Origin of the sequence: Xanthomonas sp. NCPPB 2586 (assembly GCF_041475775.2) — a bacterium.
Lineage (GTDB): Bacteria > Pseudomonadota > Gammaproteobacteria > Xanthomonadales > Xanthomonadaceae > Xanthomonas > Xanthomonas campestris.
In genome coordinates this window covers 465,825-490,720 of sequence record NZ_CM192981.1, presented here as the reverse complement: position 1 = coordinate 490,720, position 24,896 = coordinate 465,825, and the positions used below count along the sequence as shown (strand labels likewise).

Sequence of the window (24,896 nt, the reverse complement as noted above, 5' to 3'; positions counted from 1 at the left end):
GCAGCGCCGTGCTGCGCAGAATGACACCGCGCGGTTGCTGCCCGCCGCAGCGCCGTAAGTGCACAGTGGCTGGCATGGCGGTGATCGATAATGCGGCTTTACCAATGCGAGTGCCGCCATGTCCACACCTCCCCCACAACCCCAACGCGTGCTGATCGCCGGCGGCAGCCGCGGGATCGGCCTGGCAATTGCGCAGGCCTTTGTCCACAGCGGCGCGCAGGTCTCGCTGTGCGCACGCAATCCCAACGGCCTGGCAGATGCCGCTGCCCAGCTCGCAGCGCACGGAGCGTCGGTGCATACGTTTGCCTGCGACCTGGCCGACGCCGCGCAGATCGAGCGCTATGTGCATGCCGCTGCACAGGCATTGGGCGGCCTGGACGTGGTGGTCAACAACGCCTCCGGCTACGGGCACGGCAATGACGACGAAAGCTGGCAAGCCGGCCTGGATGTCGACCTGATGGCCGCGGTGCGCTGTAACCGCGCCGCAGTGCCGTATCTGCGCCAGAGTGGCGATGCGGTGATCCTCAACATCAGCTCGATCAACGGCCAGCGCCCCACCCCGCGCGCGATCGCCTATTCCACCGCCAAAGCCGCGCTCAACTACTACACCACCACGCTGGCCGCCGAGCTGGCGCGCGACCGCATCCGCGTCAACGCGATCGCACCCGGCTCGATCGAATTCCCCGGCGGGCTGTGGGAACAACGCAGCCGCGACGAACCTGCGTTGTATGCACGCATCCGCGACAGCATTCCGTTCGGCGGCTTCGGGCAGGTGCAGCATGTTGCCGACGCCGCGCTCTTCCTGGCATCGCCACAGGCACGCTGGATCACCGGGCAGGTGCTGGCGGTGGATGGTGGCCAGTCGTTGGGGGTGTGAGGGAGTGGTGTGTGTGACTGCGTGTTTTGAACCACTTTTTTCGACGGTCTGGTAGGAGCGCGCTTGCGCGCGATGAGGCGTTATCGGTGATGCCTCATCGCGCGCAAGCACGCTCCTACAGACAGCGGGCTGCGTATGGCTGCAGATCTTGGGCGCTTTGATCTGGCGTGCGATACAGCCTAGGCAGCGCATGCGTGCACGAGATTTCTTCTGCGCGCGGAGTCGTAGGAGCGCGCTTGCGCGCGATGAGGCGTTACCGGTAAAGCCCATCGCGCACGAGCGCGCTCCTACGACGCGCGGGGTTCGCATGCGGCGGATGATGTGCAGCGTGCTGTGTGGCGTGCCATTACAGCGTCGGCAAGGGCCTGCGCGTACTTGCGCTGGAACTGCTCTGCACGAGAATTTGTAGAGCGCGCTTGCGCGCGATGAAGCGTTACCGGTAAAGCCCATCGCGCACGAGCGCGCTCCTACGACGCGCGGGGTTCGCATGCGGCGGATGATGTGCAGCGTGCTGTGTGGCGTGCCATTACCGCGTGGGCAAGGGCCTGCGCGTACTTGCGCTGGAACTGCTCTGCACGAGAATTTGTAGGAGCGTGCTTGCGCGCGATGAGGCTTCACCGGTAACGCTTCATCGCGCGCGAGCGCGCTCCTACGGGTGCCTGTCGCTGGCGCCGCCGCACGCTCAACCAGCCAGCTCCGCGGCGCCAACGCTGTGCTCGCCGCGCGCCGGTGCCAGCGCGGCACTGACCATGGCGGCGGCGATGCGGTCGGCCGGGTTGATGCGCAAGCGGCGTGGCAGGATCGGGCCGAGGGCGCCGAGCACCAGGCTGCCGAGGTGCTCGCCAGTGCGGCGCTCTTCGCGTTCGCCGCCGATCAGGCCTGGGCGCACGAAGGTCAGCGAAGGGAATCCCACGGCGCGCAGATCGCGTTCCAGCTCGCCTTTGACGCGGTTGTAGAAGATCCGCGAATCGGCATTGGCGCCGGCTGCCGAGTTGAGCACGAACACTGAGGTGCCTTGCGCGCAGGCGGCGCGCGCGATCGCCATCGGGTAGTCATGGTCGATGCGATAAAACGCCTCGCGCGAGCCGGCCTGTTTCATGGTGCTGCCCAGCGCGCAGATGGCCGCTTCCATGTGCGGTGCGGTCCAGCTGTCCAGGCGTTCGAAGTCGATCACCTGGTTGCGCAGCTTGGGGTGGATCTGCGTCAACGGCCGACGCGTGATCGCCACCACGCCGGTGCAACGCGCATCGGCCAGCAATTGCTGCAGGACATGCTTTCCGACCAGACCGGTCGCCCCGGCCAACAACACGTCCATCAGTGCGCCCCCGCCATCAGCGGGCGCCTTCCGACACGATCCGGGCGCTGCTGGCGATACGGTCACGCTCCACCGCCAGCAAGGTGAGCGAATGCGCCGGTGCCTTCCATTCGCTGCCACCGGCGACCACGCGGCCGCCATGACGTGCGGTGTCCACCAGCACGCGCCAATGTTCGTCGTGCATCGCCGGCAGCGTGAACGCGACGCTGGTGGGCGCGGCATTGATCAGCATCAGCAGCGTCACGTTGGCGGCGATCTCGCGCAGGCCGGTGGTCGGCGAGCGGCCGTCCAGGCGCAGCATCAGCGCACGCGCTTCGGGGTCGTGCCAGGCGGCTTCGTCCATCTCGTTGCCGTTGGGCGCCAGCCAGGTCAGATCCTTCAGGCCCAGTGCTTCATCGAACTTGCCGTCGAAGAAGCGTGCGCGATGCAGCAACGGGTACCGCTGACGGATGCGGATCAGGCGGCGAACGAAGGCGGCCTGATCGGCGGCGGCGGCTTTGGTGGCCGCAGTCCAGTCGATCCAGGTCAGCTCGTTGTCCTGGCAATACGCGTTGTTGTTGCCGTTCTGGCTATGCCCAAATTCATCGCCGGCCAGCAACATCGGCGTGCCCTGCGAGAGCAGCAAGGTGGCCAGCAGGTTGCGCATCTGTTGCCGCCGCAGCTGCTTGATGGCGGGGTTGTCGGTCTCGCCTTCGGCGCCGTAGTTGGCGGAGATGTTGTGATCGCTGCCATCGCGGCCGTCTTCGCCGTTGGCGAGGTTGTGCTTGCCTTCGTAGCTGACCAGATCGCGCAAGGTGAAGCCGTCATGCGCGGTGACGAAATTCACCGACGCGGTGGGGCGGCGGCCGCTGTGGTTGAACAGGTCCGCCGACCCGGTGAGGCGCGTGGCCAGTTCTGCCAGCTGGCCGCCATCGCCACGCCAGAACGCACGCACGTTGTCGCGGAATTTGTCGTTCCACTCCACCCAGCCTGGCGGGAAATTGCCCACCTGATAACCGCCGGGGCCGATGTCCCATGGCTCGGCGATCAGCTTGGTCTGGCTGAGCACCGGATCCTGGCGCACGGCATCCAGGAAGCTGCCCGAAGGATCGAACCCGTAGCGCTCGCGGCCGAGGATGCTGGCCAGGTCGAAGCGGAACCCGTCGACATGCATTTCCTGCACCCAGTAACGCAGCGAATCCATCACCATGCGCAGCGCGCCAACGTTGGTGAGGTCGAAGGTGTTTCCGGTGCCGGTGTCGTTGATGTAGAAACGGCGATCGTCGGCCAGGCGGTAATAGCTGGCGTTGTCGATGCCCTTGAACGACAGCGTCGGCCCGAGCTCGTTGCCTTCGGCGGTGTGGTTGTAGACCACATCCAGCAGCACTTCGAGCCCTGCGTGATGCAGCCGCGCCACCATCTGCTTGAACTCGGCCACCGTGCGCGTGGACATGTAACGGCCCTGCGGCGCGAAAAAGCCCAGCGTGTTGTAGCCCCAGTAATTGCGCAGGCCTTTTTCCAGCAGGTACTGGTCATCGACAAAGGCATGCACGGGCAGCAATTCGACCGCAGTGACGCCGAGTGAACTGATGTGGTCGATCAACTCGTCGGTCTTCAGTGCCGAGAACGTGCCGCGGTTTTCCGGTGGCACGGCCGGGTGCAGCATGCTCAGGCCGCGCACATGCGCCTCGTAGATCACCGTGCGGTTCCACGGGGTCTGCGGCGGGCGGTCCTGGCCCCAGGTAAAGGCCGGGTCGATCACTGCGGACTTGGGCATGAACGCGGCGCTGTCGCGGCGGTCAAAACTCAGGTCCTTGTCGCGATGACCGATGGTGTAGCCGAACAGATGCGGCGCCCATTTGAGCTCGCCCACGATCTGCTTGGCATACGGGTCCAGCAGCAATTTATTGTGGTTGAAGCGGTGCCCGGCATCGGGTGCGTACGGGCCATGCACGCGGTAGCCGTAGAGCTGGCCCGGGCGCGCGTCGGGCAGATAACCGTGCCAGACCTCGTCGGTGTATTCGGGCAGCGGAATGCGTTCCTGCTCGCGGCCGCGCTCATCGAACAGGCACAGCTCCACGCGGGTGGCGTTGCGCGAATACAGCGCGAAATTGACGCCCAGGCCATCCCAGGTGGCACCGAGTGGATTGGGACGGCCTTCGCGAATGCGCGAGCGCTGGGTGAACTTGCGAGTGGCCATCGGTGACTCCTTAGAACGCGGTGAACGAATACGGGAACGCGATTACGACGATGCAACGATACGCGGGCCGGCGGGCGCAGCGGCGCCCTGCTCGGCGGCGCGAATTTCTGCCTCCACCAGGCGCTCGGCCATGGCCCAGTGGCGGTCGGCATGCCCGTCCGGGCGGCCTTCGGCCTCCCATATTTCCTGTGCCAGCTGACGGAGGCGTGCCTGGCGCTGCGTGTCGTTCATCGTGTTTCCTCTGAGGGGGTCAGCAACACTGCCACCGGGGAGCGTGCAAATAGCGTGGACAGCGCAAGACGCCCGCGCTGGGGCTGCAGTGTGCTGCCATCGAGCACATTGCGATACGCCCCATCCGGCACGGCCAGCGCCGCGTTGCCCCATTCCGCCGGCGGCACCAGCAGCGGCAGCTCGCCAGATGCCTGCTCACCGGCACCCAGCCGGGTGACGGCCACGATCAACGCTTGGCCACGATGCTGGCGGCGGAAGGCGATCACTTGCGCCTGCGTGCCGGTGGCTACGTTCAAGGGCTGGTAGTCGCCTTGCGCGAACAGCGCCGGATGCGCGGCGCGCAGTTGCAGCAGCACCGCGGTGAGGCGCGCCTTGACCGCGCCATCGCGCCAGCTGCGCAGCAGCGCATGCCAGTCGCGGCGCAGCGTCAGCCATTGCTGGCGCTGGGCGTAGTCCACCGGGCGGCGGTTGTCCGGGTCCACCAGCGACAGATCCCAGCCTTCGGTGCCCTGGTACAGATCGGGCACGCCGGGCACGGTGAGGCGCAGCGTGGTCTGCGCCAACGCATTGCGCGCACCGGCAGCGGCGATGTGGTTGCTGGCGCGCAACAGCGCGCGGCGCAGCGGCAGGCCGGCGCGGCTGCACAGCACCTGCTCCACGGTGGCCTGCACGGCCTGTTCGTAATCGGGCGAGCCATCGGTCCAGCTGGTGTGCAGCTTGGCTTCGCGCACGGCCTTGAGCAGCCACTGCGCCACGCGCTCGGCAAACGCGGCCAGCGGCTCGGTCTGGTCGGCGCCCAGCCCGATCGGCCAGGCGGCCACCAGGGTCTGCCACAGCATCTGCTGGTCGCCGCCGGCCAGGGCCGGTGCCTCCAGCGATTCGGTCAGCGCATCGAACTGCGTGCTCTGCTCCACCCACCAGCGCGGTTGTTCGGACAACACCGCCATGCGCATGCGCAAGTCTTCGCCACGCTTGTGGTCATGCGTGGCGGTGGCCAGCAGCGCGCGCGGGTAGTGCTTGGCGCGTTCCTGGTTCTGCGCATGGAACTGCGCAATGTCGTTGGCAAAATGGGTCGGATGGCTGCCGACCTCGTTGCGCGACAACAACACGCCGTGGCGGTAGAACGCGGTGTCTTCCACGGCCTTGGCATTGAGCGGGGCCGACAACTGCTCCACCCGGCGGCGCAGGATGCGGCGCAGCGCAATCTGCGCGCGGTCGGCGCCGTTGTCGTCGAGCAGCCAGCGCTCGATGGCATCCACCGCCGCGACGATCGCCTCGGGCATGCCCTGGCGCGCGCGCGCGGCAGTGCTGCGCAGGCGCTGCGCATCGGCACCGCTCAGGCCCTTGGCGCCGGCATAGGTGCGGTACACCGGGAACCAGCGCAGCAACACGCACAGCCCACGTGCCAGCATCTGCGGGCTGAACTCACGGGTGGGCGGATCCAGCCGCGCCAGGGCCGACAACGCACCCACCGCGCGATTGAACTCGGTCTGCAGCGAGCCGCGCAGCATCTCATCGCGTGCGCTGCGTTCTTCCTGCGCAAAGTCGCCACTGCGCCCGCTCACCTTCTGCCAGGCGCGCGCCAGCGGCTTGAAGCCGGCCGCGTCGTGCAGCACGCCGCCCACCTGGTCCATGAAGTCGTAACCGGTGGTGCCGTCGCACGGCCAGTCGGCCGGCAGGTGCTCGCCGGGGGCGAGGATCTTTTCCAGGTACAGGCCCAGGCTGCCGGGCTTGAGCCCGCGCTGGCGGCCGGCCGCATCCAGGCGGCTGCGCAGCTTGCGCACGTAGCCGGTGGGATCGGTGAGGCCATCGACATGGTCGATGCGCAGGCCGTCCAGATGGCCTTCGGCCACCAGCCGCAGCGGCAGCGCATGCACCGCGTCGAACACTGCCGGCAGCTCCACCCGCAGCGCCACCAGCGAGGTGATGTCGAAGAAGCGGCGGTAGTTGAGCATGTCGTTGCCCACGCGCCACCAGTTCAGGCGGTAGGGCTGGCGTTCGATCAACTTGTGCAGGCGGCCGTCGCCGCGCTTGGCACCGTCGTTGTAGTCGCGCAGCCACTGCGCGCGCGCCGAGGCTTCCGGCACGTCGAGGGTCTGCGGACGGATCGGGTAGCGCTGGTCGTAATGCGCCAGCGCGGGCGTGCCGTCGTCATCCAGCACCAGCGTGATCAGGCCGTCGGCCAATGCGTTGGCATAGGGCCGGTCGAGCACCGCCAGCCACAGCTTGCCGTCGCGCCCCGGGGCGCGCCAATCGATGTCGAACCAGTCGGCGTGCTTGGCGCTGCGGCCGTTGCGCAAGACGTCCCACCACCACGCGTTCTGCGCGTGCGTGGCCATGTGGTTGGGCACGATGTCGGCGATCAGGCCCATGTCGTGCGCGCGTGCGGCCTGTGACAGCGCCACCAGAGCGTCTTCGCCACCGAGCTCCGGGTTGACCACCGTGGGGTCGATGTTGTCGTAGCCGTGGGTGGAGCCCGGCACCGCGGTGCCGATCGGCGACAGATACAGATGGCTGATGCCCAGCCCGGCGTAGTACGGCACCTGCGCAAGCGCATCGTGCAAGGTGAAACCGGCATGCAGTTGCAGGCGGGCGGTGGCGCGAAGGGGAATCATGGATGCGGTTCCGAAACGGCCGAGACGCGGCGCGCCTCGGCAAAACCCTGCAGCGCGGCGGTCAGCTGCGCCTGGGGCAAGGGGTCGGGCAGGCGTCGGCGCCAATTGGGATGGACCTCGACGGTGCCCGGCAGATTGGGTTGTTCGTCCAGCGCCAGCGCGTCTTCCACCGGCAGCAGGGCCAGCGGCGACACACTGCTGGCGGTGAAGCGCAGCGCATCCAGCAACGGCGCATCTCTGCCCAGGCCGGCCTCGGCCACGGCCGCGTCCAGGCGCGAAGCGTCGCGCGTGCGCGTCTGGTGGTCGGCCTGCGCCTGCGCGGGCTGGATCAGCTCGAGCGTGCGGCGCCAGTCGATGTCGCGGCCGGCGCGCCAGCCGGTCAGGGTGGGCAGATCGTGAGTGGTGGTGGTGGCCACCGCGTCCGCACGCCACAGCGCCGGCGGCACGAAGGCACCCTCCTGGTCGCGGGTGAACATCAGCACGTCGATGCCCATCACGCCGCGGCGCGAGAGCTCTTCGCGGATGCCCGGCGGCACCACGCCCAGGTCTTCGCCAATCACGACGGCGCGATGCCGCCAGGATTCCAGCGCGAGCAGATTGAGCAGGTCCTGCAGCGGATACGCCAGGTAGGCGCCATCGCCGGAGCTGGCGCCATCGGGCACCACCCACAGCCGCAGCAGGCCCAGGATGTGATCGATGCGGATACCGCCGCGGTCGCGCAGCACCGCACGCAGCAGCGCGATATACGGCGCAAACCCGCTACGGCGCAGCGCGGTGGGCGAGTACGCACCGATGCCCCAGTGCTGGCCATCGGCATTGAAGGCGTCCGGCGGCGCGCCCAGCACCAGCCCGCGCAGTACGGTGTCGGCCGCGGCGGCGGCCTCGGCACCGTTCGGATCAAAGCCCACCGCCAGGTCGGCGATCAGGCCGATCCGCATGCCGCGCTCGTGCGCTTCACGTTGCACGTCGGCCCAGCTGCGGGCGGCCAGCCATTGGGTGAACACATGCAGGTGCGCATCGCCATCGCCGAAATCGCGCGCGGCGAAGTGCGCAAACGCCTCCAGCGCCGCGCCACCCTGGGCGCGAAACGCCGCCAGCTCCGGGTGGTCCGGCGTCACCTGGGTGGACAGCTGGCGCAGCAGTTCCCACTTGGCAGCGGCCGAGGCCGGCCAGTCGATCAATGCGGTGCCATGCAGCCCGTCCAGGCGCTCGCGCAGGCCGGGCACGGCAGCAATCGCAGTGTGCACGGCATCGCCCAGCACGCACACCGGTGCGGCATGCAAGGGGTCCAGGAACCGCCGGTCGCTGGGCGAATACGGGCTGTAGCCGCCGGTGATCGGGCGCGAGGCATGCACCGGGCTCAGCGCCAACGCATCGGCATTGGCGCCGGCGGCCTGCCGCACCCACTCCATGGCTCCGGCCGCATCGCCAATGCCGCCATCGTCGGCGCTGCGGGCCGAATACACCTGCAGCGCCATGCCCCACGCACGCGGCACCGGCTGGCCACAGGCGTCGGCCACGCTGAAGCAGCGCTGCGGCGCCACGGCCACCTGCTGGGCCGTGGTGCCCAGTTCCAGCGTCCAGTAGCCAAAGCGCGCCGGCGCCAGCAGCCGGCCCTGCGCATCGGCCCGCGCGGCCTCGCTGCTGCCGTCTTCGGCCTGCCAGCGGCCCTGTGCGTTGGGCGCAACCTGCAACGGCAAGGGCTCGCCCACCTTCACCGTCACCAGCGGCGCCGGCTCGGCGGCAGTGGCGCGGATGCGCTGCAGGCTGTCGGCGCGCTGCGCGGCGCTGGCGGCGGGCAATTCCAGCGCGGTGAGCACGGCATGGATCGACTCCGGCGCCACCTGGCGCGGCTGGTCGCTGGCGTCCACCCAATCCACCATCACCCCGGCCGCGGCGGCCAGGGCATGCAGTTCCTGCGTACTCATGCGTGTTCCTCGTACCAGGCGATGAAGCTGTCGGTGGGCAGCGTCTGCGCATCGGCCGCAACGTTTTCGGCATGCGCCACGCGGCCACGCAGCGGCGGCAACGGCACTGCATCGGCACCAACGTTGAAGGCGATATGCCACAGCCCGCCCAGCAACTCCCAGGTGGCGGTGACTGCACCATCGGCCAGCACGCTGGCACGCAGCGCGCGCGCCTGCGCCAGGCCGGGCACCAGCCACTGCCGGCGCACGCCCAGCAGCGCCTGGAACCAGGCCGCCCACTGCGCGCCCTCGCCGTGCGCGGCGTCTTCGATCGGCGCACGCGAGGCGGCAAAGGTGGCGTGGCTGTTGGGGTCGGGAATGGTTTCGCGCTTGGCCGGGTCGGCGAATGCGGCAAAGTGCGCAAACTCGCGGCGGCGGCCTTCGCGCACCGCATCGTCGAGCGGCGGGCCGAAGTCGGTGAAGAACAGGAACGGCTGCGTTGCGCCCCACGGCTCGCCCATGAAGAACAGCGGGATCATCGGCGTCAATGCGGTCAGCGCCAGCGCCGCGCGCAGCCGTTGCGGCGACACCAGCACGCTCAGCCGCTCACCGCAGGCGCGGTTGCCGATCTGGTCGTGGTTCTGCGCAAAGATCACGAACTTGTGCGGCGGCAGCGCCCCGCTCGGCTCGCCCCGCACATGCCCGCGCGGATCGGGCTGGCCCTGATAGGCGAAGCCTTCGCCAAGCACGCGCGCCAGATGCTGGGTGGGCTGGTCGGCAAACGCGGCGTAATAGCCCTCTTCCTCACCGGTCAGCAGCACGTGCAGCGCGTTGTGGAAATCGTCGTCCCATTGCGCGGTGTAGCCACGGTCCAGTTGCGAGGCCTGGTTGGCTTCGTTTTCCAGCACCAGATGCACGTGCCGCCCGGCCGGCAGGCTTGCCTCGATGGTCTCGCGCAAGGTATCCAGGAACGCATTGGGCGTGATCGCATGCACCGCATCCAGGCGCAGCCCGTCGAAGCCGTATTCGTGCAGCCACATCAGCGCGTTGTCGAGGAAATAGCGCTGCACCGGCGGCTTGCGGAAATCGATCGCTGCGCCCCACGGCGTGGGCTTGTCTTCGTTGAAGAACGCCGAGGCGTAACTGCCCAGGTAATTACCGTCCGGGCCGAAATGGTTGTAGACCACATCCAGCAACACCATCAGGCCATGGCCGTGTGCCGCGTCGATCAATGCCTTCAGCTCGTCCGGCGTGCCGTAGGCCTCGGCCGGCGCATACGGCAGCACGCCGTCGTAGCCCCAGTTGTGCGCACCGGGAAACGCGCTCAGCGGCATCAGCTCGATCGCTGTGATGCCCATTGCCGCCAGCTGCGGCAGCTGCGCCTGCACACCGGCGTAGCCCCCGCAGGCACCGACGTGCAGTTCGTAGATCACCGCCTCGTCCCACGGCCGGCCCTGCCACTGCGTGTGCGTCCAGTGGTAGCCGTCAACGCGCTGCACCGCACTGGAGCCGTGCACGCCATCGGGCTGCCAGCGCGAGGCAGGGTCCGGCACCGGCGTCTGGCCATCCACGCGGTAGCGGTAGCGCGCATCCAGTGCGCAGGCCGCCACACCACTGAAAAACCCATCGTCCTGCCGCTGCAGCGCGGCACGCTCGCCGCTGTCGAAGATCACTTCCACGGTGTGGGCATCGGGCGCCCAGAGCGCAAAGCGCACCTGCCCGTCGCCCGCCGGCCATGCACCCCAGGCGGGCGTGGTCACATTGCGCTCGATCATGTCATTTCTCCGCTTGCAGGTAGATCGTGGCCAGCGGCGGCAGCGTCAGGCGCAGGCTTTGCGCGTGGCCATGCATCCCGGTCGGTTCGGTCAGCAGACGACCGCCATTGCCAAGATTGCTGCCGCCGTAATGGGCACTGTCGGTATTGAGGATTTCGCGCCAGCCGCCGGCACGCGGCACGCCGACGCGGTAGTCGTGGTGCGGCTGCGGGGTGAGGTTGCTCACTGCCAGCAGCGGCGCGCCGCCGTCGGGGTCGTGACGAATGAAGGCCAGCACGCTGTTGCGCGCATCGTCGGCCACGCTCCACTCGAAGCCATCGGCACGGTGGTTGCCGCGGTACAACGCCGGCACGCGGCGCAAGGCGCGGTTGAGATCGCGCACCAGCTGTTGCATGCCGCGATGCGGCGCGTGATCGAGCAGGTGCCAGTCCAGCGAGCGGTCGTGATTCCAGTCCGCCCACTGGCCGAATTCGGCGCCCATGAACAGCAACTTGTCACCCGGGTGCGCCCACATCAACGCCAGGTAGGCGCGCAGGTTGGCAAAGCGGCGCCAGTCGTCGCCGGGCATCTGGCCAAGCAGGCCGCCGGTGCCGTGCACCACTTCGTCATGCGACAGCGGCAGCACGAAGCGTTCGGAGAACGCATACACCAGCCCGAAGGTCAGCTGGCTGTGATGCTGGGCGCGCGCGGCCGGGTCGCGCTGCATGTAGTGCAGCGTGTCGTGCATCCAGCCCATGTTCCATTTGTGCGTAAAGCCCAGCCCGCCTTCGCTGATCGGCGCGGTCACGCCCGGCCAGGCCGTGGATTCCTCGGCGATGGTCAGCACGCCGGGGAACTGGCTGGCGATCTCGCCGGTGAGCTGGCGCAGGAACGCCACCGCCTCCAGGTTCTCGCGCCCGCCGTGGGCGTTGGGCACCCACTCGCCCTCGGCACGGCCGTAGTCGCGGTAGAGCATCGAGGCCACCGCATCCACGCGCAGGCCATCGAGGTGGTAATGCGCAATCCATTCCATCGCACTGCCGAGCAGATACGCGGTGACCTCGGGCCGGCCATAGTTGTAAATCAACGTATTCCAGTCGCGATGCATGCCCTCGCGCGGGTCGGCGTGCTCGTAGGTGGCACTGCCGTCGAACTGACTCAGCCCATGCGCATCATCGGGGAAGTGCGCGCTGACCCAGTCCAGGATCACGCCGATGCCGGCGCGGTGGCACGCATCGACGAACTGGGCAAACCCGTCCGGGCTGCCGTGCCGTGCAGTGGGCGCGTACAAGCCCAGCGGCTGATAGCCCCACGAGCCGCCGAACGGGTGCTCGGTGATCGGCAGCAGTTCGATATGGGTGAAGCCCAGCTCCTGCACGTACGGGATCAACTGCGCCGCCAGCGACACCCAGTCCAGCGGCTGGTCGTGGCCATCGCGGCGCCAGGAGGCAGCGTGCACTTCATAGATCGACAGCGGCGCCGGCTCGGCAGTGGCGCTGCGGCGCGCCATCCACTCGGCATCGGTCCAGGCAAACGCATCCGCACTGGCCACCACCGAGGCGGTGGCCGGTGGCAACTCGCTCTGGCGGGCCACCGGGTCGGCCTTGAGCAAGACCCGGCCATCGGCGGCGGTGATGGCGTACTTGTAGCGCGCGCCGGTCTCCACGCGTGGCAGCACCAACTCCCAGATGCCGCCGCTGCGCTGGCGCATCGGGTGGCGGCGTGGCTCCCAACCGTTGAAGTCGCCCACCACTGCCACGCGCTGGGCATGCGGCGCCCACACCGCAAAACGCACCGTGGGCACCTCGCCAACCTGCACATGCCGCGCGCCCAGGTTGGCGCGCAGCGCCTGGCCGTCGCCGGCAGCAATCTGCAGCAGCGCCGATTCATCGATCTGCGGCGCAAACGCGTATGGGTCTTCGATCTCCTGCACCACGTCCGGCCAGACGATACGCAGGCGGTACGCGGCCTCTGCCGCCAGTTCGCCTTCGAACACACCGTCGATCGGACTGGCCTGCATGCGGGCCAGCAATTTGCCGCAGCCATCGATCAGCCCCAAGGCCTCGGCGCCGGGCGCCAGGACCCGCACACGTAGGCGACCATCGGCCTGCACGTGCGGCCCCAACACCGCAAAGGCGTCGCCGGGGAGCCCGGCGGCGATCGCCTGCAGGTCCTGCAGTGCTACGGCGCTCCCTCCGCCGCCTTCCGCCATCTCCTGCTCCGCGTCCCGGCCGTGCACGCCCAACCGTTCGCTCATGACACCGTCGCAACAGCGGGTGCGGTTGCAGCGGTGCGCTCGTATAGCGAGATGTATTTCTTGCCCGCCACATCCCACCCGCTGGGCCGCAGCATCGCGGCGCGGCGCATCGCCGACAGCAGGCTGGGCAGGCGGAAGGTGCGGAAGGCACGCTCCAGGCAGCGCCGCAGCGCTTCGGCGCTGGCCTGCTGGAACAGGAACCCGGTGACACCGTCGTCCACGGTGTCGATCAGCCCGCCAGTGGCATGCGCGATCGGCAGGCAGCCAAAGCGCTGTGCGTACATCTGGCTCAGGCCGCACGGCTCGAAGCGCGAGGGCATCAGCAGGAAGTCGGCGCCGGCGAACATGCGCCGCGCCAGGCCTTCCTCAAAACCGATGAACGCACCGACCTGGCCGGGATAGCGCCGGGTCAGCTCGGCCACCTGTTGTTCGATCTCCGGCTCACCGCCGCCGATCACCGCGATCTGGCCGCCGGCGGCCACGATCTGCGGGGCGACCTCGCAGATCAGGTCCAGCCCCTTCTGGTGCACCAGGCGCGACACCACCGCGAACAGCGGGCCGGTGCTCTCGCGCAGACCGAAGGCCTTGCGCACCTGCGCGGCGTTGGCCTGGCGGCCCTGCCAGTGGTTCACGCTGAAATGGCTGTCCAGGTATTCGTCGGTGCGTGGGTCCCAGCTGGCGTCGATGCCGTTGACGATGCCGCTCAGCGCGCCCTTGGCGGCGCGGCCGGCCAGCAGGCGGTCCAGCCCGCAGCCCTGCGCCGGGCCGGTGATCTGCTGCGCGTAGCTGACGCTCACCGTGTTGACGTGGTCGGCATGCACGATGCCGCCGCGCAGGAACGACATCTGCCCGTAGAACTCCAGCTCCGAGACGCGCTCGGCCGGGATGCCCAGTGCGGCGGCCATCGAATACGGCACCAGGCCCTGGTAGGCCAGGTTATGGATGGTCAGCAGGCACGGGGTGGTGCCGCCGGACCAGCGCACATAGGCGGCAGCCAGCGCACACGGCCAGTCGTTGAGGTGCAGCAGGCGCGGCCGCCAGCCCAGCCCGGCACGGCCGGCGGCGATCTGCGCGGCAGCGTGCGACAAGGTGGCAAAGCGGATTGCGTTGTCTTCGAACTCCGAACCGCTGGTGCTCACATACGGCGAGCCATCGCGTTCGAACAGTTCCTTGGACAGCAGGATGTAGATCGGCAGGCCGTCCGATTGCACGATGCGGCCGATGTCGCAGGCCGGCAGCGCGGCATGCGCCAGCACACGGCCCACGATCTCCACCTTGCCCGCGCGCGCCAGCACCGCGCGGTAGCCGGGGATCAACACGCGCACGTCGTAGCGATGGCGCAATGCGCGCGGCAGTGCCGCCGCCACATCACCCAGGCCGCCGGCCTTGATGAAGTCCGCCATCTCCGACACCACGAACAAGGCACCGCGCGTATCGGCCAGTGCAACCGGCAGACGCTCGTGGTGACGGATGAAACGGCCGCGCGCATCACGCGGCCGCACGCTCTTCTTGAGCGAAGTCGGGATCATCGTGCTGCGCTCTAGGCGTGCGGTAGTGGCGTGAAGCGGCATCATGGCAACCATCTAAACGTCCGTCGTAAAGTGGGTGGAGACGGAAAAACAGAGAAGCAAAAACCATCGCCTGCCTGCGTGGCCAGACGACTTGCAACGAAGAGAGGAGCGGGGCCAACGCGCGTACTCCACGTCGTCCTTGTCAGTGAATCTACACCCCGTCTAAATAAAAGATGCGTGAACACGTGCTGACTTTTCCAAGACAGCACACATTCCCTTGCAGTGGTTCTGCTGCGGCATTCGGCAGAAGCGTGAGATTGCAGTGCGATGACATCCCCACATAGGTGCGCGGTGGTTGCGTTGCACCGAAATCGGGAGCCGCGGCCGTGGCTGTCGTCATCTGCGTAACTGGTTCAGATGCGCACGATCCGCCCTCGCGTGTGATGGCCGTCGGCGTTACTGCGGTCGCGTCTGCAAACCGCGCACGCGCGTGCTCAAGGGCCCTGCACCAACGCCGATAACGTGGCGTTGGTACTTCACCCTCGAGACCTGGCGCATGGCAGAACAGCCCGAACACCCCAACCGCCCACGTGGCGGGCTGCGCCGTCTGCTGCCATGGGGCGGTGCCGGCACCGCGCGCCCGGCCACCATGCCCAGCGTGCTGGGCGAACGCGACGGCGCTGGATTGGCAGCGCATCAGCTGGTGCCGGCCAAGGCCAAGTCGGGCGCGCATGACCCTGCCGCTGCCACTGCGCTGCTGATCCGCCTGTTTTCGCATGCCGCGCACCCGGAAGCCTTGCTGCTGGCCTTTGCCGAAGGCATTGCCAGCCTGCATGGTGAGCTCGGCGACATGGGCGTACGCCTGAGTACGGCGTATGCCGCCGGCGACTGGCCCGGATACGGCCGCGCCCTGCGCCAGCTGATCGACAAATACATCCGCACCATCGACACCGGCGATTCGCTGGCCGAAGGCCGTACCGAAGCCGAACAGCTGCGCGACCTGCTGCGGCACGCGCTGGGCAATGCACTGACCACACTGCTGCAACGCAGCCCGGAGTTGGCCGAAGAAGCGCAAACGCTGGCCTCGGCACTGCGCCACTGGCGACCCGGCCACGAACTGATCACCCTGGAACAGCGGCTACGCGAGCTCAGCCACCAGATCGGCTTGCGCGCCGAAGATGCCAGCGAGCAACAGAACCTGTTGCTGGGGTTATTCGACCTATTGTTGGAGAACGTCGGCGAACTCCTGGACGATCGCAGCTGGCTGCAGGGCCAGATCTCGGTGGTCCGGCAGTTGATCGCCGGGCCGATGGACGTGGGTTCGATCGAACAGGCGCGCGGCACCCTGCGCGAGGTGATCTACAAGCAAGGCCTGCTCAAGCAGGGCATTGCCGACTCCAAGACCGCCATGCGCGAGATGATGGTGTCCTTCGTCGACCGGCTCGACGGCATGGCCACCAGCACCGGCGAATACCACGACCGCGTTGCCGGTTATTCGCAGGCGATCGGCGACGCTCGCAGCATTCCCGACCTCAACCGTTTGCTGCAGGACCTGTTGCAGGACACCGCCGGCGTGCAGGCGCAGGCGCTGGCCGCCCGCGATGAACTGCTGTCCGCGCGCCGCCAGGTGGAAGAGGCCGAGCACCGCATCGCCTCGCTGGAGCAGGAGCTCAAGGACGTGGCCGGTCTGGTGCGCGAAGACCAGCTCACCGGCGCCCTCAACCGGCGCGGCTTCGAAGAACTGTTCGAGCGCGAGGCCACCCGCACCCAGCGCAGCGGGCAACCGCTGTGCGTGGCGATGCTGGACCTGGACGACTTCCGCCGCCTCAACGAGACCCATGGGCATGCCGGTGGCGACGCCGCGTTGCGCCACACCGTGGACGTGGCCAAGTCGGTGCTGCGCACCACCGATGCGATTGCGCGCTTCGGTGGCGAGGAATTCGTGTTGCTGTTGCCGGACTCGACCATCTTCGAGGCCAGCGCTGCGGTGATCCGCCTGCAGCGCGCGCTTGCGCAGCGCTCGCTGCTGCATGAAGACGTGCGCGTGTTCGTCAGCTTCAGCGGCGGCGTGGCAATGCGCCGCACCGACGAAGCCCAGGACGAGGTGATCCGCCGCGCCGACCGCGCCATGTACGACTCCAAGGCGGCCGGCAAGAACCGGGTGATCAGCGCCGACTAAGAGCGCTAACAAAACGTAGCGAGCAGCCGTCAGGTGGGTGCGGCCGGCGCGGAGAAACCGGTGTGTACGGGGGTACATGCCGATTCCGAGCACCGGCCGCGCCCGTCTGGCAGCTGCGCAGTCGTTTTGATAGCTGCTCTAACTCCCCTGCCAACGCAGCTTGAGATAGTCCACGACCTGCCCGGCCTGGGGTTGGGCAATGAACCCTTGGCGAAACAGCATGCATCCACGTATCTGAGGCAGGGCTGCGTTCAAATCCAGTTGGCGGGCGATCTCCGGGACACCGCCGGCAATGGTCCAGTCCGGCTCCAGCGCATTCGCAATCCCTACCTTGTACAACGCCATGCCGATGTACAGGTGGACACGGCCGCTGCCGACGGTGTCGGCCCACCAGCGCGCGATCGTGTCGTAGCGCACTATCTGGCGCGCAAACGGCCAATAGATCTGCGGCACGATGTAATCGACCAGTTCTTCACGCACCCAGCGCCGGGTATCTGCGTAGGCAACATCGAACGACGGAGCGCCTGCCTGCGTCTGCGATCCCTGCGGGTCGTCCTGCACGTTGCGCCATACCCCTGCCGGACTGACACCGAAGGCCACACTCGGCCGGATCGTGCGAATGGTCGTGCCCACTTCCCGCATCAAGCGATAGGTGTTGTGGCGCCGCCAATCGCCCTTGTCGACGAAGCCTGCACCATGACGGGCATAGGTCTGTGCGTCGTCCAGCGGCGACTGCGCGGTTTCGCTATAGAAATAATCGTCGAACTGCACACCATCCACGTTGTAACGGACAATCAGTTCCGCGACCACGGCGCAGATCCAGCGGCGAACGGCAGGAATACCGGGATCAAGCACCAGCCGGTTGGCGGCCACCCCTACCCACTCGGGATGTTGCACGTACACGCTGGGGGGCGAATCGCGCGATGCAGCGCTCAACGCATCGCGCGTGGCCTGGCTGATGTTGGTCGAGACGCGGTAAGGATTGAGCCAGGCATGGACCTGGATGCCGCGTGCGTGCGCGTGCCGAAGCAGGAAGGCCAATGGATCGAAACCGGGATCCTTGCCATGCACGCCCGTCAACACCGGCGACCATGGCAGAATCCGCGACCGATACAACGCATCGGCACATGGCTTGACCTGAAAGACCAACGTGTTGAGATGCAGCGCCTGGGCCTGGTCGAGAATCGCCAGCAATTCCTGCTGCTGGAGCATGACACGCGCGATCGGATCGGCCACACGGGCGGAGGCCGCACTTGGCCAGTCGAGATTGAGCACACTCGTTACCCAGGTGGCCCGCATCTGGCCGCGCGCAGGAAGCGCTGCGCGTGCCGGCACACCCGCCACACTCGCTGCGATTGCTGCCGACCCCAGCCCCAGGAAGCGTCTGCGCCCGATCGCGTCGGACCCGCACGCCAGTGCTGCGGGCGCCCCATCGTCCGCCTGCGGCAGGTCTGACTGCGCCGCTGCACGCGTAGATCCACCTGCATGGTCGTACTCGTCCAGCATCTTGTGCATGTTGCGCTCTCGCCTGTGGTCCGCCAGCAAGGCCAGCCAACGCCATCCGCATGCCACCGCAGGCGACTACCTGGCCGCACACCGCACCAGCGGTGTTGCCAGAGGCTAGCAAGCGCAACCAGCAGGCGCGCAACCCATGATCGTTAGCCTGTACGCGATTTCGCTTGTCGCCGAAGCGACTGCCCAGAATCAGTGCGCGGCCTTGTTCCCGCGCAGCTTCTGAAACCCGGTCACCGCCGCCAGCACCACCGCACCGGCCACCACGCCCACCAGCATGTTGCCCAGTGCCTCCACCAGCCAGCCCAGGCTGCCGGAGGCCTTTGCCAGGTCCACCACCAGGTGGTGCAGGGTCGGGATGTTGTGCACCAGGATGCCGCCGCCGACCAGGAACATCGCCAGCGTGCCAGCCACCGACAGGAACTTCATCAGCCACGGGGCCGCCACCAGGATGCCGCGGCCCAGGGCCGCCAGCGCCGCGCCTTTCTTGCTCAGATACAGGCCCAGGTCGTCGAGCTTCACGATGCCGGCCACCAGGCCGTAGACGCCGATGGTCATGGCCAGCGCAATCGCCACCAGCACGGCCACCTGCTGGCCGAACGACACGCCCGCCACCACGCCCAGCGACAGCACGATGATTTCGGCCGACAGGATGAAGTCGGTGCGGATCGCGCCCTTGACCTTGTCCTTCTCCAGCGCCACCACGTCCACCGCCTCGTCGGCCAGCACCCGGGTGCGCTCGGCGTGCCGCTGCGCATCTTCTTCTTCGCTATGCAGGAACTTGTGCGCCAGCTTCTCCACGCCTTCGAAACACAGGTACGCGCCGCCGATCATCATCAGCGGCATCACCAGCGGCACGTTGTAGCCGCGCCCGCGCAGCCAGGCCTCCAGGGCGCTGATCGCCAGCGCCGCCGGGACCAGGATCACCTTGTTCACCAGCGAGCCCTTGGCCACCGCCCACACCACCGGCAGCTCGCGGTCGGCGGTGACGCCGGTGACCTGCTGCGCGTTGAGCGCCAGATCGTCGCCCAGCACGCCGGCCGTCTTCTTGGCCGCCACCTTGGTGAGGATGGACACGTCGTCCAGCAGCGTGGCGATGTCGTCGAGCAGGGTAAACAGGCTGGCACCGGCCATGCGGAGGTCCTTCTTGGGTGGGCGTAAATTCTCGCCGATCCTGCGCGCCGATGGGGTGACGGCTGCACCAGGGTGCTGGCGAGACACCGCGGGGCACTGGCAGCACGCGCCAGCCGGCCAGACTGCGCCGCGCGCGCCGCCGGCAGCAGCGGCGCGCCCACCCCGTTCGCAGGCCCGGGCGCGGATTCACCACGCGACGACCCGGCGCTGGCCACACTCGGGCGCTCAACACCACCCGGAGATGGCCTTGAGCCCCAACGACCCGCACCGCACACCGGCTCAGGCGACGCACCCGGCCGACAACGCCGTGGTCGGCGGCATGAGCCGACGGACGCAGATCCTGCGCCTGTTGCTGCGGTACCGCGGGTCGGGGGTGTTTGCGGGCATGAGCCTGGACCCGGCGGCGGTCAATGAATACGAAGTGCCCGCAGAAGGCACGCCGGACCAGTTCGTTGCCGACCTGGAGGCGCTGGGCCCCACCTTCGTCAAACTCGGCCAGATGCTCTCCACCCGCCCGGACATCGTGCCGCCTGAGTTCGCCACCGCGCTGGAGCGCATGCAGGAGAACACCAGCTCGGTGCCGGTGGAGCGCATCCGCCAGATCATCGAAGAAGAGCTCGGCGTGGCGGTCAACAAGGCGTTCTCGCATTTCGACCCGGTGCCGCTGGGCTGCGCCTCGCTGGCGCAGGTGCATCGCGCCGCCCTGCGTGACGGCACGCCGGTGGCGATCAAGGTGCAAAAGCCCGAGGTCGCCGCGCAGGTGCGCTCGGACCTGGAGGTGCTCAAGAGCTTCGCCAACGCCGCCGACCGCCTCACCGGCATCGGCCGGCGGGTGCGCTTTGCCGACTGGCTGGGCGAGTTCGGCAAGACCCTGCGCGCCGAACTCAACTACGAGGCCGAGGCCGAGACCCTGGTGCGGTTTGGCGAACACCTCAAGCCGTTCCCCTTGCTGTGGGTGCCGCAACCGGTGTGGGACCTCAGCAGCCGCAAGGTGCTGACCATGCAGCTGGCCGAAGGCGTGCGCGTGGACAAGATCTCCGGCCTGCGCCGCACCGAGCAGCCGATGGACGAGCTGGCCGCGGCCCTGGTCAAGGGCTACCTGGACCAGATGTTCGTGCATGGCGAAATCCACGCCGACCCGCACCCGGGCAACCTGCGCGTGATGCCCGACGGCCGCCTGGCCATCTTCGACCTGGGCATGGTGGCGCACGTGCCACCGCGCCTGCGCGAGCGCCTGCTCAAATTGCTGTTTGCCGCCGTGGACGGCCGTGGCGAAGAAGTCGCCGAGGAAACCATCGCACTCAGCACGCGCCTGGAGGACTACGACGAGGAGCGCTACCTGCGCGAAACCGGGCAGATGATTGCCCGCTACGCCGCCCACGACGCCACCTCCGAAGGCCGTGTGGTGCTGGACCTGGTGCGCATTGCCACCGCCACCGGCCTGCGCACGCCGCCGGAGCTGAGCCTGCTCGGCAAGACCTTGCTGAACCTGGAAGGCGTGTGCCGCGCGCTGTCGCCGGCGCTGGATACGCGCCGCATCGTCGAACGCCACCTGCAGCACGTGATGCGCGCGCGCCTGAAGAAGTCGATGTCGGCGGCCAACCTGGCCAGCGAAGCCATGGAATTGCAGCACCTGCTGCGCGAAGGCCCGCGCCGCATGTCCGACATCCTCTCGCTGGTGGCCGAAAACCGCATGCAGATGCGGGTGACCGGGCTGGAAGAGTCGCACCTGATGGAAAGCCTGCAGAAGATCGCCAACCGTGTCGCCGCCGGCATCGTCACCGCCGCGCTGATCATGGCGTCCTCGCAGATGATGCGGATCGAGACCGGTCTCAAGCTGTGGGGCTACCCGGCGATTGCGATGGTGCTGTTCCTGCTCGGCGTGTTCCTGGGCCTGGGTATCGTACTCAGTGCGCTGGTCTTCGACCGCCGCGTGCGCGCACGTGAGGAACGTGGGCACCGGTAACGCGGGATGGTTGGTGCCTGCTGCTTGTGCGCCTGTTCTTCGTTAGGCGTTCGACGCCGCATATGGGCGGTGGCAGTGGCGTTGAAGTCAAAGGTGTCTGCACGCCGGCGTCGTGGTTGCCTGCATGGATCTGGCTTGCGACATCATCGAAGAGCGTAAAGCGGCCGTGGCGCATCTGGTTGGCGAAAAGCGCCGGTGCCAGCCCGATCGCAGGCAGCCCGGCTGATCGGCTGATCGGCTGATCGGCTGATCGGTTGATCGGTTGATCGGTTGATCGGTTGATCGGCACCGCCGATGATTTCTCGCTATCGCGCAACAGCGCAATGAACGCGTGCTTTCAACCGCACGCACCTAGCTTGCGTTCGCCAACGCACCGAACACATGCCGCAGCTGCGCGAGAATTCGAAGATGTCCCTGGGCAGCAGCGCCACAAAGGCCAGGCGCACTTCCTGCCTAGCGCTCGATGTCCTGTGGCAATCCTCGCCGCGCCGCTATCAGTCGTTCTCCAGACAACGATTCGCTCCCGACGCGTCTTGCACCACACTGCGTGTGTCTTTGACGGCCAGCACTGCGCCGTTCAATCGTGCAGGTCAGAGCGGGCAGAACCGCGCCAGTACGCCCGCATAGCGCAGCGTGCGCAGGGCGCCCCTGCGTCCACACGCGCTTCGGCGAGAAAGCAGCCCAGCTGGCAAAGCAGCGCGCACAGTGGCCGCAGCACTACATCAGGGCCCTCAACAAACATTTCAGTCAGCTTTGTCGCGGCATAGTCCGTCATCCCGGTGTCACATTTCGCGTGAAACCCAAGGACACGGCGAGCAAAGCGTGCGGTGCGTGCTCGCCTCTTTCCCCCACGGACGCTGCACATGCATTGGATTTTGGCGCTGTCGTTGTTGCTGTTGCTCTGGTTGCTGGTGGCGTCGCCGCGTCTGGCGTGGCTGAAAGCCGGGCTGCTGTCGTTATTGTTGCTGTTGCTCAGCGCGTGGGGCTTGGTCGATCGGCTCAGTGGCGACGGCATCAATGCCGCAACGCTCTACCACCTGCGCGCGGACATGGACGGCGCCGGCGTCAGCGATTTTTCCGGCTATATCGCCGTGTTTATCGGCATGGTGCTGCTCTCGCTCAGCCCACTGGTGCTGTTGCGGGTGCGCCGTTTCCGGCGCCCGCGTGGCGGCGGTGCGGTGTTCGGTGCGTTCGTGGTGATGCTGTTGGTCAGCGTGGCGGTCAGCCCGCTGTATCGCGATGGCAAGCGGCTGTACTACCAGTTGCGCCCGGTCGATTACGCCACCGTGGTGCCGGAATACCAGGTGCCGCAGCAGCCGCTGCAAAAGCGCAAGAACATCGTCTGGATCTATGGCGAAAGCCTGGAGCGCACCTACTTCGACGAAGCGACGTTTCCCGGCTTGATGCCCAATCTGCGCCAGCTCGCCACCGAAGCAGTGGACGTGCGCAACCTCACCTCCACCGAAGGTAGCGGCTGGACCATTGCCGGCATGGTCGCCTCAATGTGCGGCGTGCCGTTAACCACTGCCCCAGGCGATGAGAACAGCATGGGGCGCATGGGCCTGTTCCTGCCCGAGGCGCGTTGCCTGGGCGACTATCTCAAGGACCAGGGCTACCGCAATCACTACGTGGGCGGCGCCGATGCCAGCTTCGCCGGCAAGGGCAGCTTTCTGGCCAGCCACGGCTTCGACGTGGTGCACGACGTGAATTACTTCCACGACAAGGGCGTGGCACCGAAGCATTTCTCCGCATGGGGCGTGCACGACGATGTCTTGCTCGACGATGCCTGGGAGAGCTTCCAGGCGCTCTCGCGCGCCGGCCAGCCGTTCATGCTCACCACCTTGACCATGGACACCCATCACCCCGCCGGCCACCTGCCGCTGGCGTGCAAGAACCAGCGTTATGAGAGCCCGCTGGGTGACATCGGGCTGCTGCATGCCATCAAGTGCAGCGACCGGCTGATTGGTGAGCTGGTCACGCGCATCCGCAACAGCCGCTATGGCCGCAACACCATCATCGTGATCGCCTCCGATCACCTGGCCATGCCCAACGATCTCAGCGCCGTGCTGGCCAAGCAAAAACGCGAAAACCTGTTGCTGTTCCTCGGCAAGGACATTCCGCCGCAGCAGGTGGTCACGCGCGCCGGCAGCACCCTGGATTCGGGCGCCACGCTGCTGCAATTGCTGGAACCGGGCATGCGCACGCTGGGCTTCGGCCGCTCGCTGCTGGCCAATGACGCCCCGCCAAGTGCCAGCGTTGCCGCCAGCCGTGACAGCGGCAAAAACTATCCGCGCTATCTGGCCTATGCACGCACGTTGTGGACCGGGCGCAGCACGCGCATGTTGCGTGTCAACGGCAATGGCGATGTGGTGGTGGGCGTGCAGCAGGTGCGCCCGCCGGTGCTGCTGGAATACGACGACGACACCAACCTCAAGACGGTGTATCTGGAAAACACCTCGCGCCAGTTCGACCGCACCCACAGCGACGGCACGCTGGCCTATGTGGACCGTTGCACCGCCTTCGAAGACGGTTCGGCTGATGGCGACTGGTGTGCGCTGGTGGTGGATCGCAATCAGCACATGAAGCTGTACCGCGACCCCGACCTCACCCGCGGCATCGCCGTGGATGCGCCGCTGGATGTCACCCCGCAAGCGCCGCGCCCGCGCGTGCGTCAGCCGATCATGCTCACCCAGGCCGCGCGCAAGACCGAGGCCGGGCGCTACATGCTAGAGCTGTACGCCAAGCGCCGCCCAACCCGCGCGTTCTGGGTCGAAGCCGTGTCGTCCGAACGCAAGGTGGTGCTTGCCCAGCAATGGGTGGTGCCCGACGCCTCCGGCCGCATCCGCATGCCGGTGGGCCTGGAGCACGCAGTGGAGGATCTGGAGATCCGCGCCTGGCTGGACTACACCGAAGAGGTGAGCGTGGACGACCTGGCGTTGGTCAAGGACACCGCGGTTGCGGATCGCTCCTGATCGGGTCTCTGCACCGCTAGCAGGCGGGCGTTGCTGTTGTTTGCTGCGGCATGTGGCACATGGATCTGCAGCTTCCGAGGTGGTGTCCTCACGGCGTGCGGGGCATTGAGGCGACACCGGCGCCGGCACCTCGGTTTCCATGGATGCATTCGCGACAAGCCCTTGAAGTGGCAAGCCCGTTGCGCGCTCGACCAAGCTGGCGTTGGCGTGTGCGGCATCGGGGTTGGCGATGCTGTCGGTTTCACTGCGCATTGAACGCCAGCAGCTAAAGGCAGTCGTCCTGGTTTGAAAAAGGCGGTGTGGAAGAGGCAACGCCGGAGCCGGAGCGGACACCAAAGCCAAGCATGTGTTCTGCGCCCTGGCTGCAGGGCCCTCGCCCGCCCACCGGCGCGGGACACGCCGTGAATCCGTCCATGGAGGCTCTTATGCGGCATCCATGCCGCATAAGGTCCCGTGCCGGTGGGCGGTCAAGGACCAGTGGGGATGA

General features: G+C 67.5%; 14 protein-coding genes and 1 other RNA gene. 4 read left to right on the top strand and 11 right to left on the bottom strand.

Annotation, left to right across the window (positions count from 1 at the left end):
* The first annotated feature begins 118 nt into the window (after positions 1 to 118).
* Positions 119 to 877 carry an SDR family NAD(P)-dependent oxidoreductase gene (locus tag ACCQ09_RS02105; protein ID WP_014509259.1) on the top strand — a complete coding sequence of 253 codons (759 nt, stop codon included), beginning with the start codon at positions 119 to 121 and terminating at the stop codon, positions 875 to 877.
* A 682-nt stretch (positions 878 to 1,559) separates the two neighbouring features.
* On the opposite strand, the gene ACCQ09_RS02100 is transcribed toward ACCQ09_RS02105, so the two are convergent.
* From ACCQ09_RS02100 to glgA, 8 genes are read right to left on the bottom strand one after another with little or no spacing between them, the layout of a single operon-like run.
* Entirely contained in the window at positions 1,560 to 2,192 is a 633-nt protein-coding gene (locus ACCQ09_RS02100; RefSeq protein ID WP_014509260.1) for an NAD(P)H-binding protein, read from the bottom strand.
* A 16-nt stretch (positions 2,193 to 2,208) separates the two neighbouring features.
* The gene (gene glgX / locus ACCQ09_RS02095; RefSeq protein WP_011035667.1) at positions 2,209 to 4,371 is read right to left on the bottom strand and encodes a glycogen debranching protein GlgX; all 2,163 of its coding nucleotides are present in this window, start codon (positions 4,369 to 4,371) and stop codon (positions 2,209 to 2,211) included.
* A gap of 42 nt (positions 4,372 to 4,413) precedes the next feature.
* Positions 4,414 to 4,602, bottom strand: coding sequence for a DUF2934 domain-containing protein (locus ACCQ09_RS02090; RefSeq protein WP_011035666.1), 189 nt, complete (start codon positions 4,600 to 4,602; stop codon positions 4,414 to 4,416).
* Positions 4,599 to 7,217 carry a malto-oligosyltrehalose synthase gene (treY, locus tag ACCQ09_RS02085; protein ID WP_228428441.1) on the bottom strand — a complete coding sequence of 873 codons (2,619 nt, stop codon included), beginning with the start codon at positions 7,215 to 7,217 and terminating at the stop codon, positions 4,599 to 4,601. The genes ACCQ09_RS02090 and treY overlap by 4 nt, the downstream gene beginning before the upstream one ends.
* A complete protein-coding gene (locus ACCQ09_RS02080; RefSeq protein WP_040940465.1) occupies positions 7,214 to 9,145 on the bottom strand; it encodes a 4-alpha-glucanotransferase in 1,932 nt (643 codons plus the stop codon). The genes treY and ACCQ09_RS02080 overlap by 4 nt, the downstream gene beginning before the upstream one ends.
* A complete protein-coding gene (gene treZ / locus ACCQ09_RS02075) occupies positions 9,142 to 10,899 on the bottom strand; it encodes a malto-oligosyltrehalose trehalohydrolase (protein WP_040940464.1) in 1,758 nt (585 codons plus the stop codon). Before treZ ends, ACCQ09_RS02080 begins: the two co-directional genes overlap by 4 nt.
* A 1-nt stretch (position 10,900) precedes the next feature.
* Positions 10,901 to 13,090 (bottom strand): 1,4-alpha-glucan branching enzyme, encoded by a 2,190-nt coding sequence (locus tag ACCQ09_RS02070; protein WP_237384612.1) that lies wholly within the window; start codon positions 13,088 to 13,090, stop codon positions 10,901 to 10,903.
* 41 nt (positions 13,091 to 13,131) lie between these two features.
* Positions 13,132 to 14,718 carry a glycogen synthase GlgA gene (glgA, locus tag ACCQ09_RS02065; RefSeq protein WP_012437158.1) on the bottom strand — a complete coding sequence of 529 codons (1,587 nt, stop codon included), beginning with the start codon at positions 14,716 to 14,718 and terminating at the stop codon, positions 13,132 to 13,134.
* A 484-nt stretch (positions 14,719 to 15,202) separates the two neighbouring features.
* On the opposite strand from glgA, the gene ACCQ09_RS02060 reads away from it, so the two are divergent.
* Complete coding sequence (locus tag ACCQ09_RS02060; RefSeq protein ID WP_228428442.1) at positions 15,203 to 16,825, top strand: GGDEF domain-containing protein; 1,623 nt, start codon at positions 15,203 to 15,205, stop codon at positions 16,823 to 16,825.
* A gap of 3 nt (positions 16,826 to 16,828) precedes the next feature.
* Here the strand turns inward: ACCQ09_RS02060 and ACCQ09_RS02055 are convergent.
* The 3 genes from ACCQ09_RS02055 to ACCQ09_RS02045 all read right to left on the bottom strand — a co-directional run bounded on the left by ACCQ09_RS02055 (position 16,829) and on the right by ACCQ09_RS02045 (position 19,471).
* A non-coding RNA gene (locus ACCQ09_RS02055) (sX9 sRNA) lies at positions 16,829 to 16,903 on the bottom strand.
* A gap of 60 nt (positions 16,904 to 16,963) precedes the next feature.
* Positions 16,964 to 18,340 carry a glycoside hydrolase family 10-like protein gene (locus ACCQ09_RS02050; protein WP_228428443.1) on the bottom strand — a complete coding sequence of 459 codons (1,377 nt, stop codon included), beginning with the start codon at positions 18,338 to 18,340 and terminating at the stop codon, positions 16,964 to 16,966.
* Between the two features lie 189 nt (positions 18,341 to 18,529).
* Positions 18,530 to 19,471 (bottom strand): DUF808 domain-containing protein, encoded by a 942-nt coding sequence (locus tag ACCQ09_RS02045; protein WP_014509267.1) that lies wholly within the window; start codon positions 19,469 to 19,471, stop codon positions 18,530 to 18,532.
* A gap of 241 nt (positions 19,472 to 19,712) precedes the next feature.
* Here ACCQ09_RS02045 and ACCQ09_RS02040 point away from each other — a divergent pair, with 241 nt between their 5' ends.
* Positions 19,713 to 21,437, top strand: coding sequence for an ABC1 kinase family protein (locus ACCQ09_RS02040; protein WP_114997040.1), 1,725 nt, complete (start codon positions 19,713 to 19,715; stop codon positions 21,435 to 21,437).
* Positions 21,438 to 22,300: 863 nt separating this feature from the next.
* Entirely contained in the window at positions 22,301 to 24,409 is a 2,109-nt protein-coding gene (locus ACCQ09_RS02035) for a phosphoglycerol transferase I (RefSeq protein ID WP_014509270.1), read from the top strand.
* Positions 24,410 to 24,896 lie beyond the last annotated feature (487 nt).

What these genes read in the sequence shown, in the direction of transcription:
- ACCQ09_RS02070 (WP_237384612.1), bottom strand. Translation starts at nt 13,090, where the DNA reads ATGGCGGAAGGCGGCGGAGGGAGCGCCGTAGCACTGCAGGACCTGCAG.
- treY (WP_228428441.1), bottom strand. Translation starts at nt 7,217, where the DNA reads ATGATTCCCCTTCGCGCCACCGCCCGCCTGCAACTGCATGCCGGTTTC.
- ACCQ09_RS02080 (WP_040940465.1), bottom strand. Translation starts at nt 9,145, where the DNA reads ATGAGTACGCAGGAACTGCATGCCCTGGCCGCCGCGGCCGGGGTGATG.
- ACCQ09_RS02100 (WP_014509260.1), bottom strand. Translation starts at nt 2,192, where the DNA reads ATGGACGTGTTGTTGGCCGGGGCGACCGGTCTGGTCGGAAAGCATGTC.
- ACCQ09_RS02050 (WP_228428443.1), bottom strand. Translation starts at nt 18,340, where the DNA reads ATGCACAAGATGCTGGACGAGTACGACCATGCAGGTGGATCTACGCGT.
- ACCQ09_RS02090 (WP_011035666.1), bottom strand. Translation starts at nt 4,602, where the DNA reads ATGAACGACACGCAGCGCCAGGCACGCCTCCGTCAGCTGGCACAGGAA.
- glgX (WP_011035667.1), bottom strand. Translation starts at nt 4,371, where the DNA reads ATGGCCACTCGCAAGTTCACCCAGCGCTCGCGCATTCGCGAAGGCCGT.
- ACCQ09_RS02060 (WP_228428442.1), top strand. Translation starts at nt 15,203, where the DNA reads ATGGCAGAACAGCCCGAACACCCCAACCGCCCACGTGGCGGGCTGCGC.
- treZ (WP_040940464.1), bottom strand. Translation starts at nt 10,899, where the DNA reads ATGATCGAGCGCAATGTGACCACGCCCGCCTGGGGTGCATGGCCGGCG.
- ACCQ09_RS02035 (WP_014509270.1), top strand. Translation starts at nt 22,301, where the DNA reads ATGCATTGGATTTTGGCGCTGTCGTTGTTGCTGTTGCTCTGGTTGCTG.
- ACCQ09_RS02105 (WP_014509259.1), top strand. Translation starts at nt 119, where the DNA reads ATGTCCACACCTCCCCCACAACCCCAACGCGTGCTGATCGCCGGCGGC.
- glgA (WP_012437158.1), bottom strand. Translation starts at nt 14,718, where the DNA reads ATGGTTGCCATGATGCCGCTTCACGCCACTACCGCACGCCTAGAGCGC.
- ACCQ09_RS02040 (WP_114997040.1), top strand. Translation starts at nt 19,713, where the DNA reads ATGGCCTTGAGCCCCAACGACCCGCACCGCACACCGGCTCAGGCGACG.
- ACCQ09_RS02045 (WP_014509267.1), bottom strand. Translation starts at nt 19,471, where the DNA reads ATGGCCGGTGCCAGCCTGTTTACCCTGCTCGACGACATCGCCACGCTG.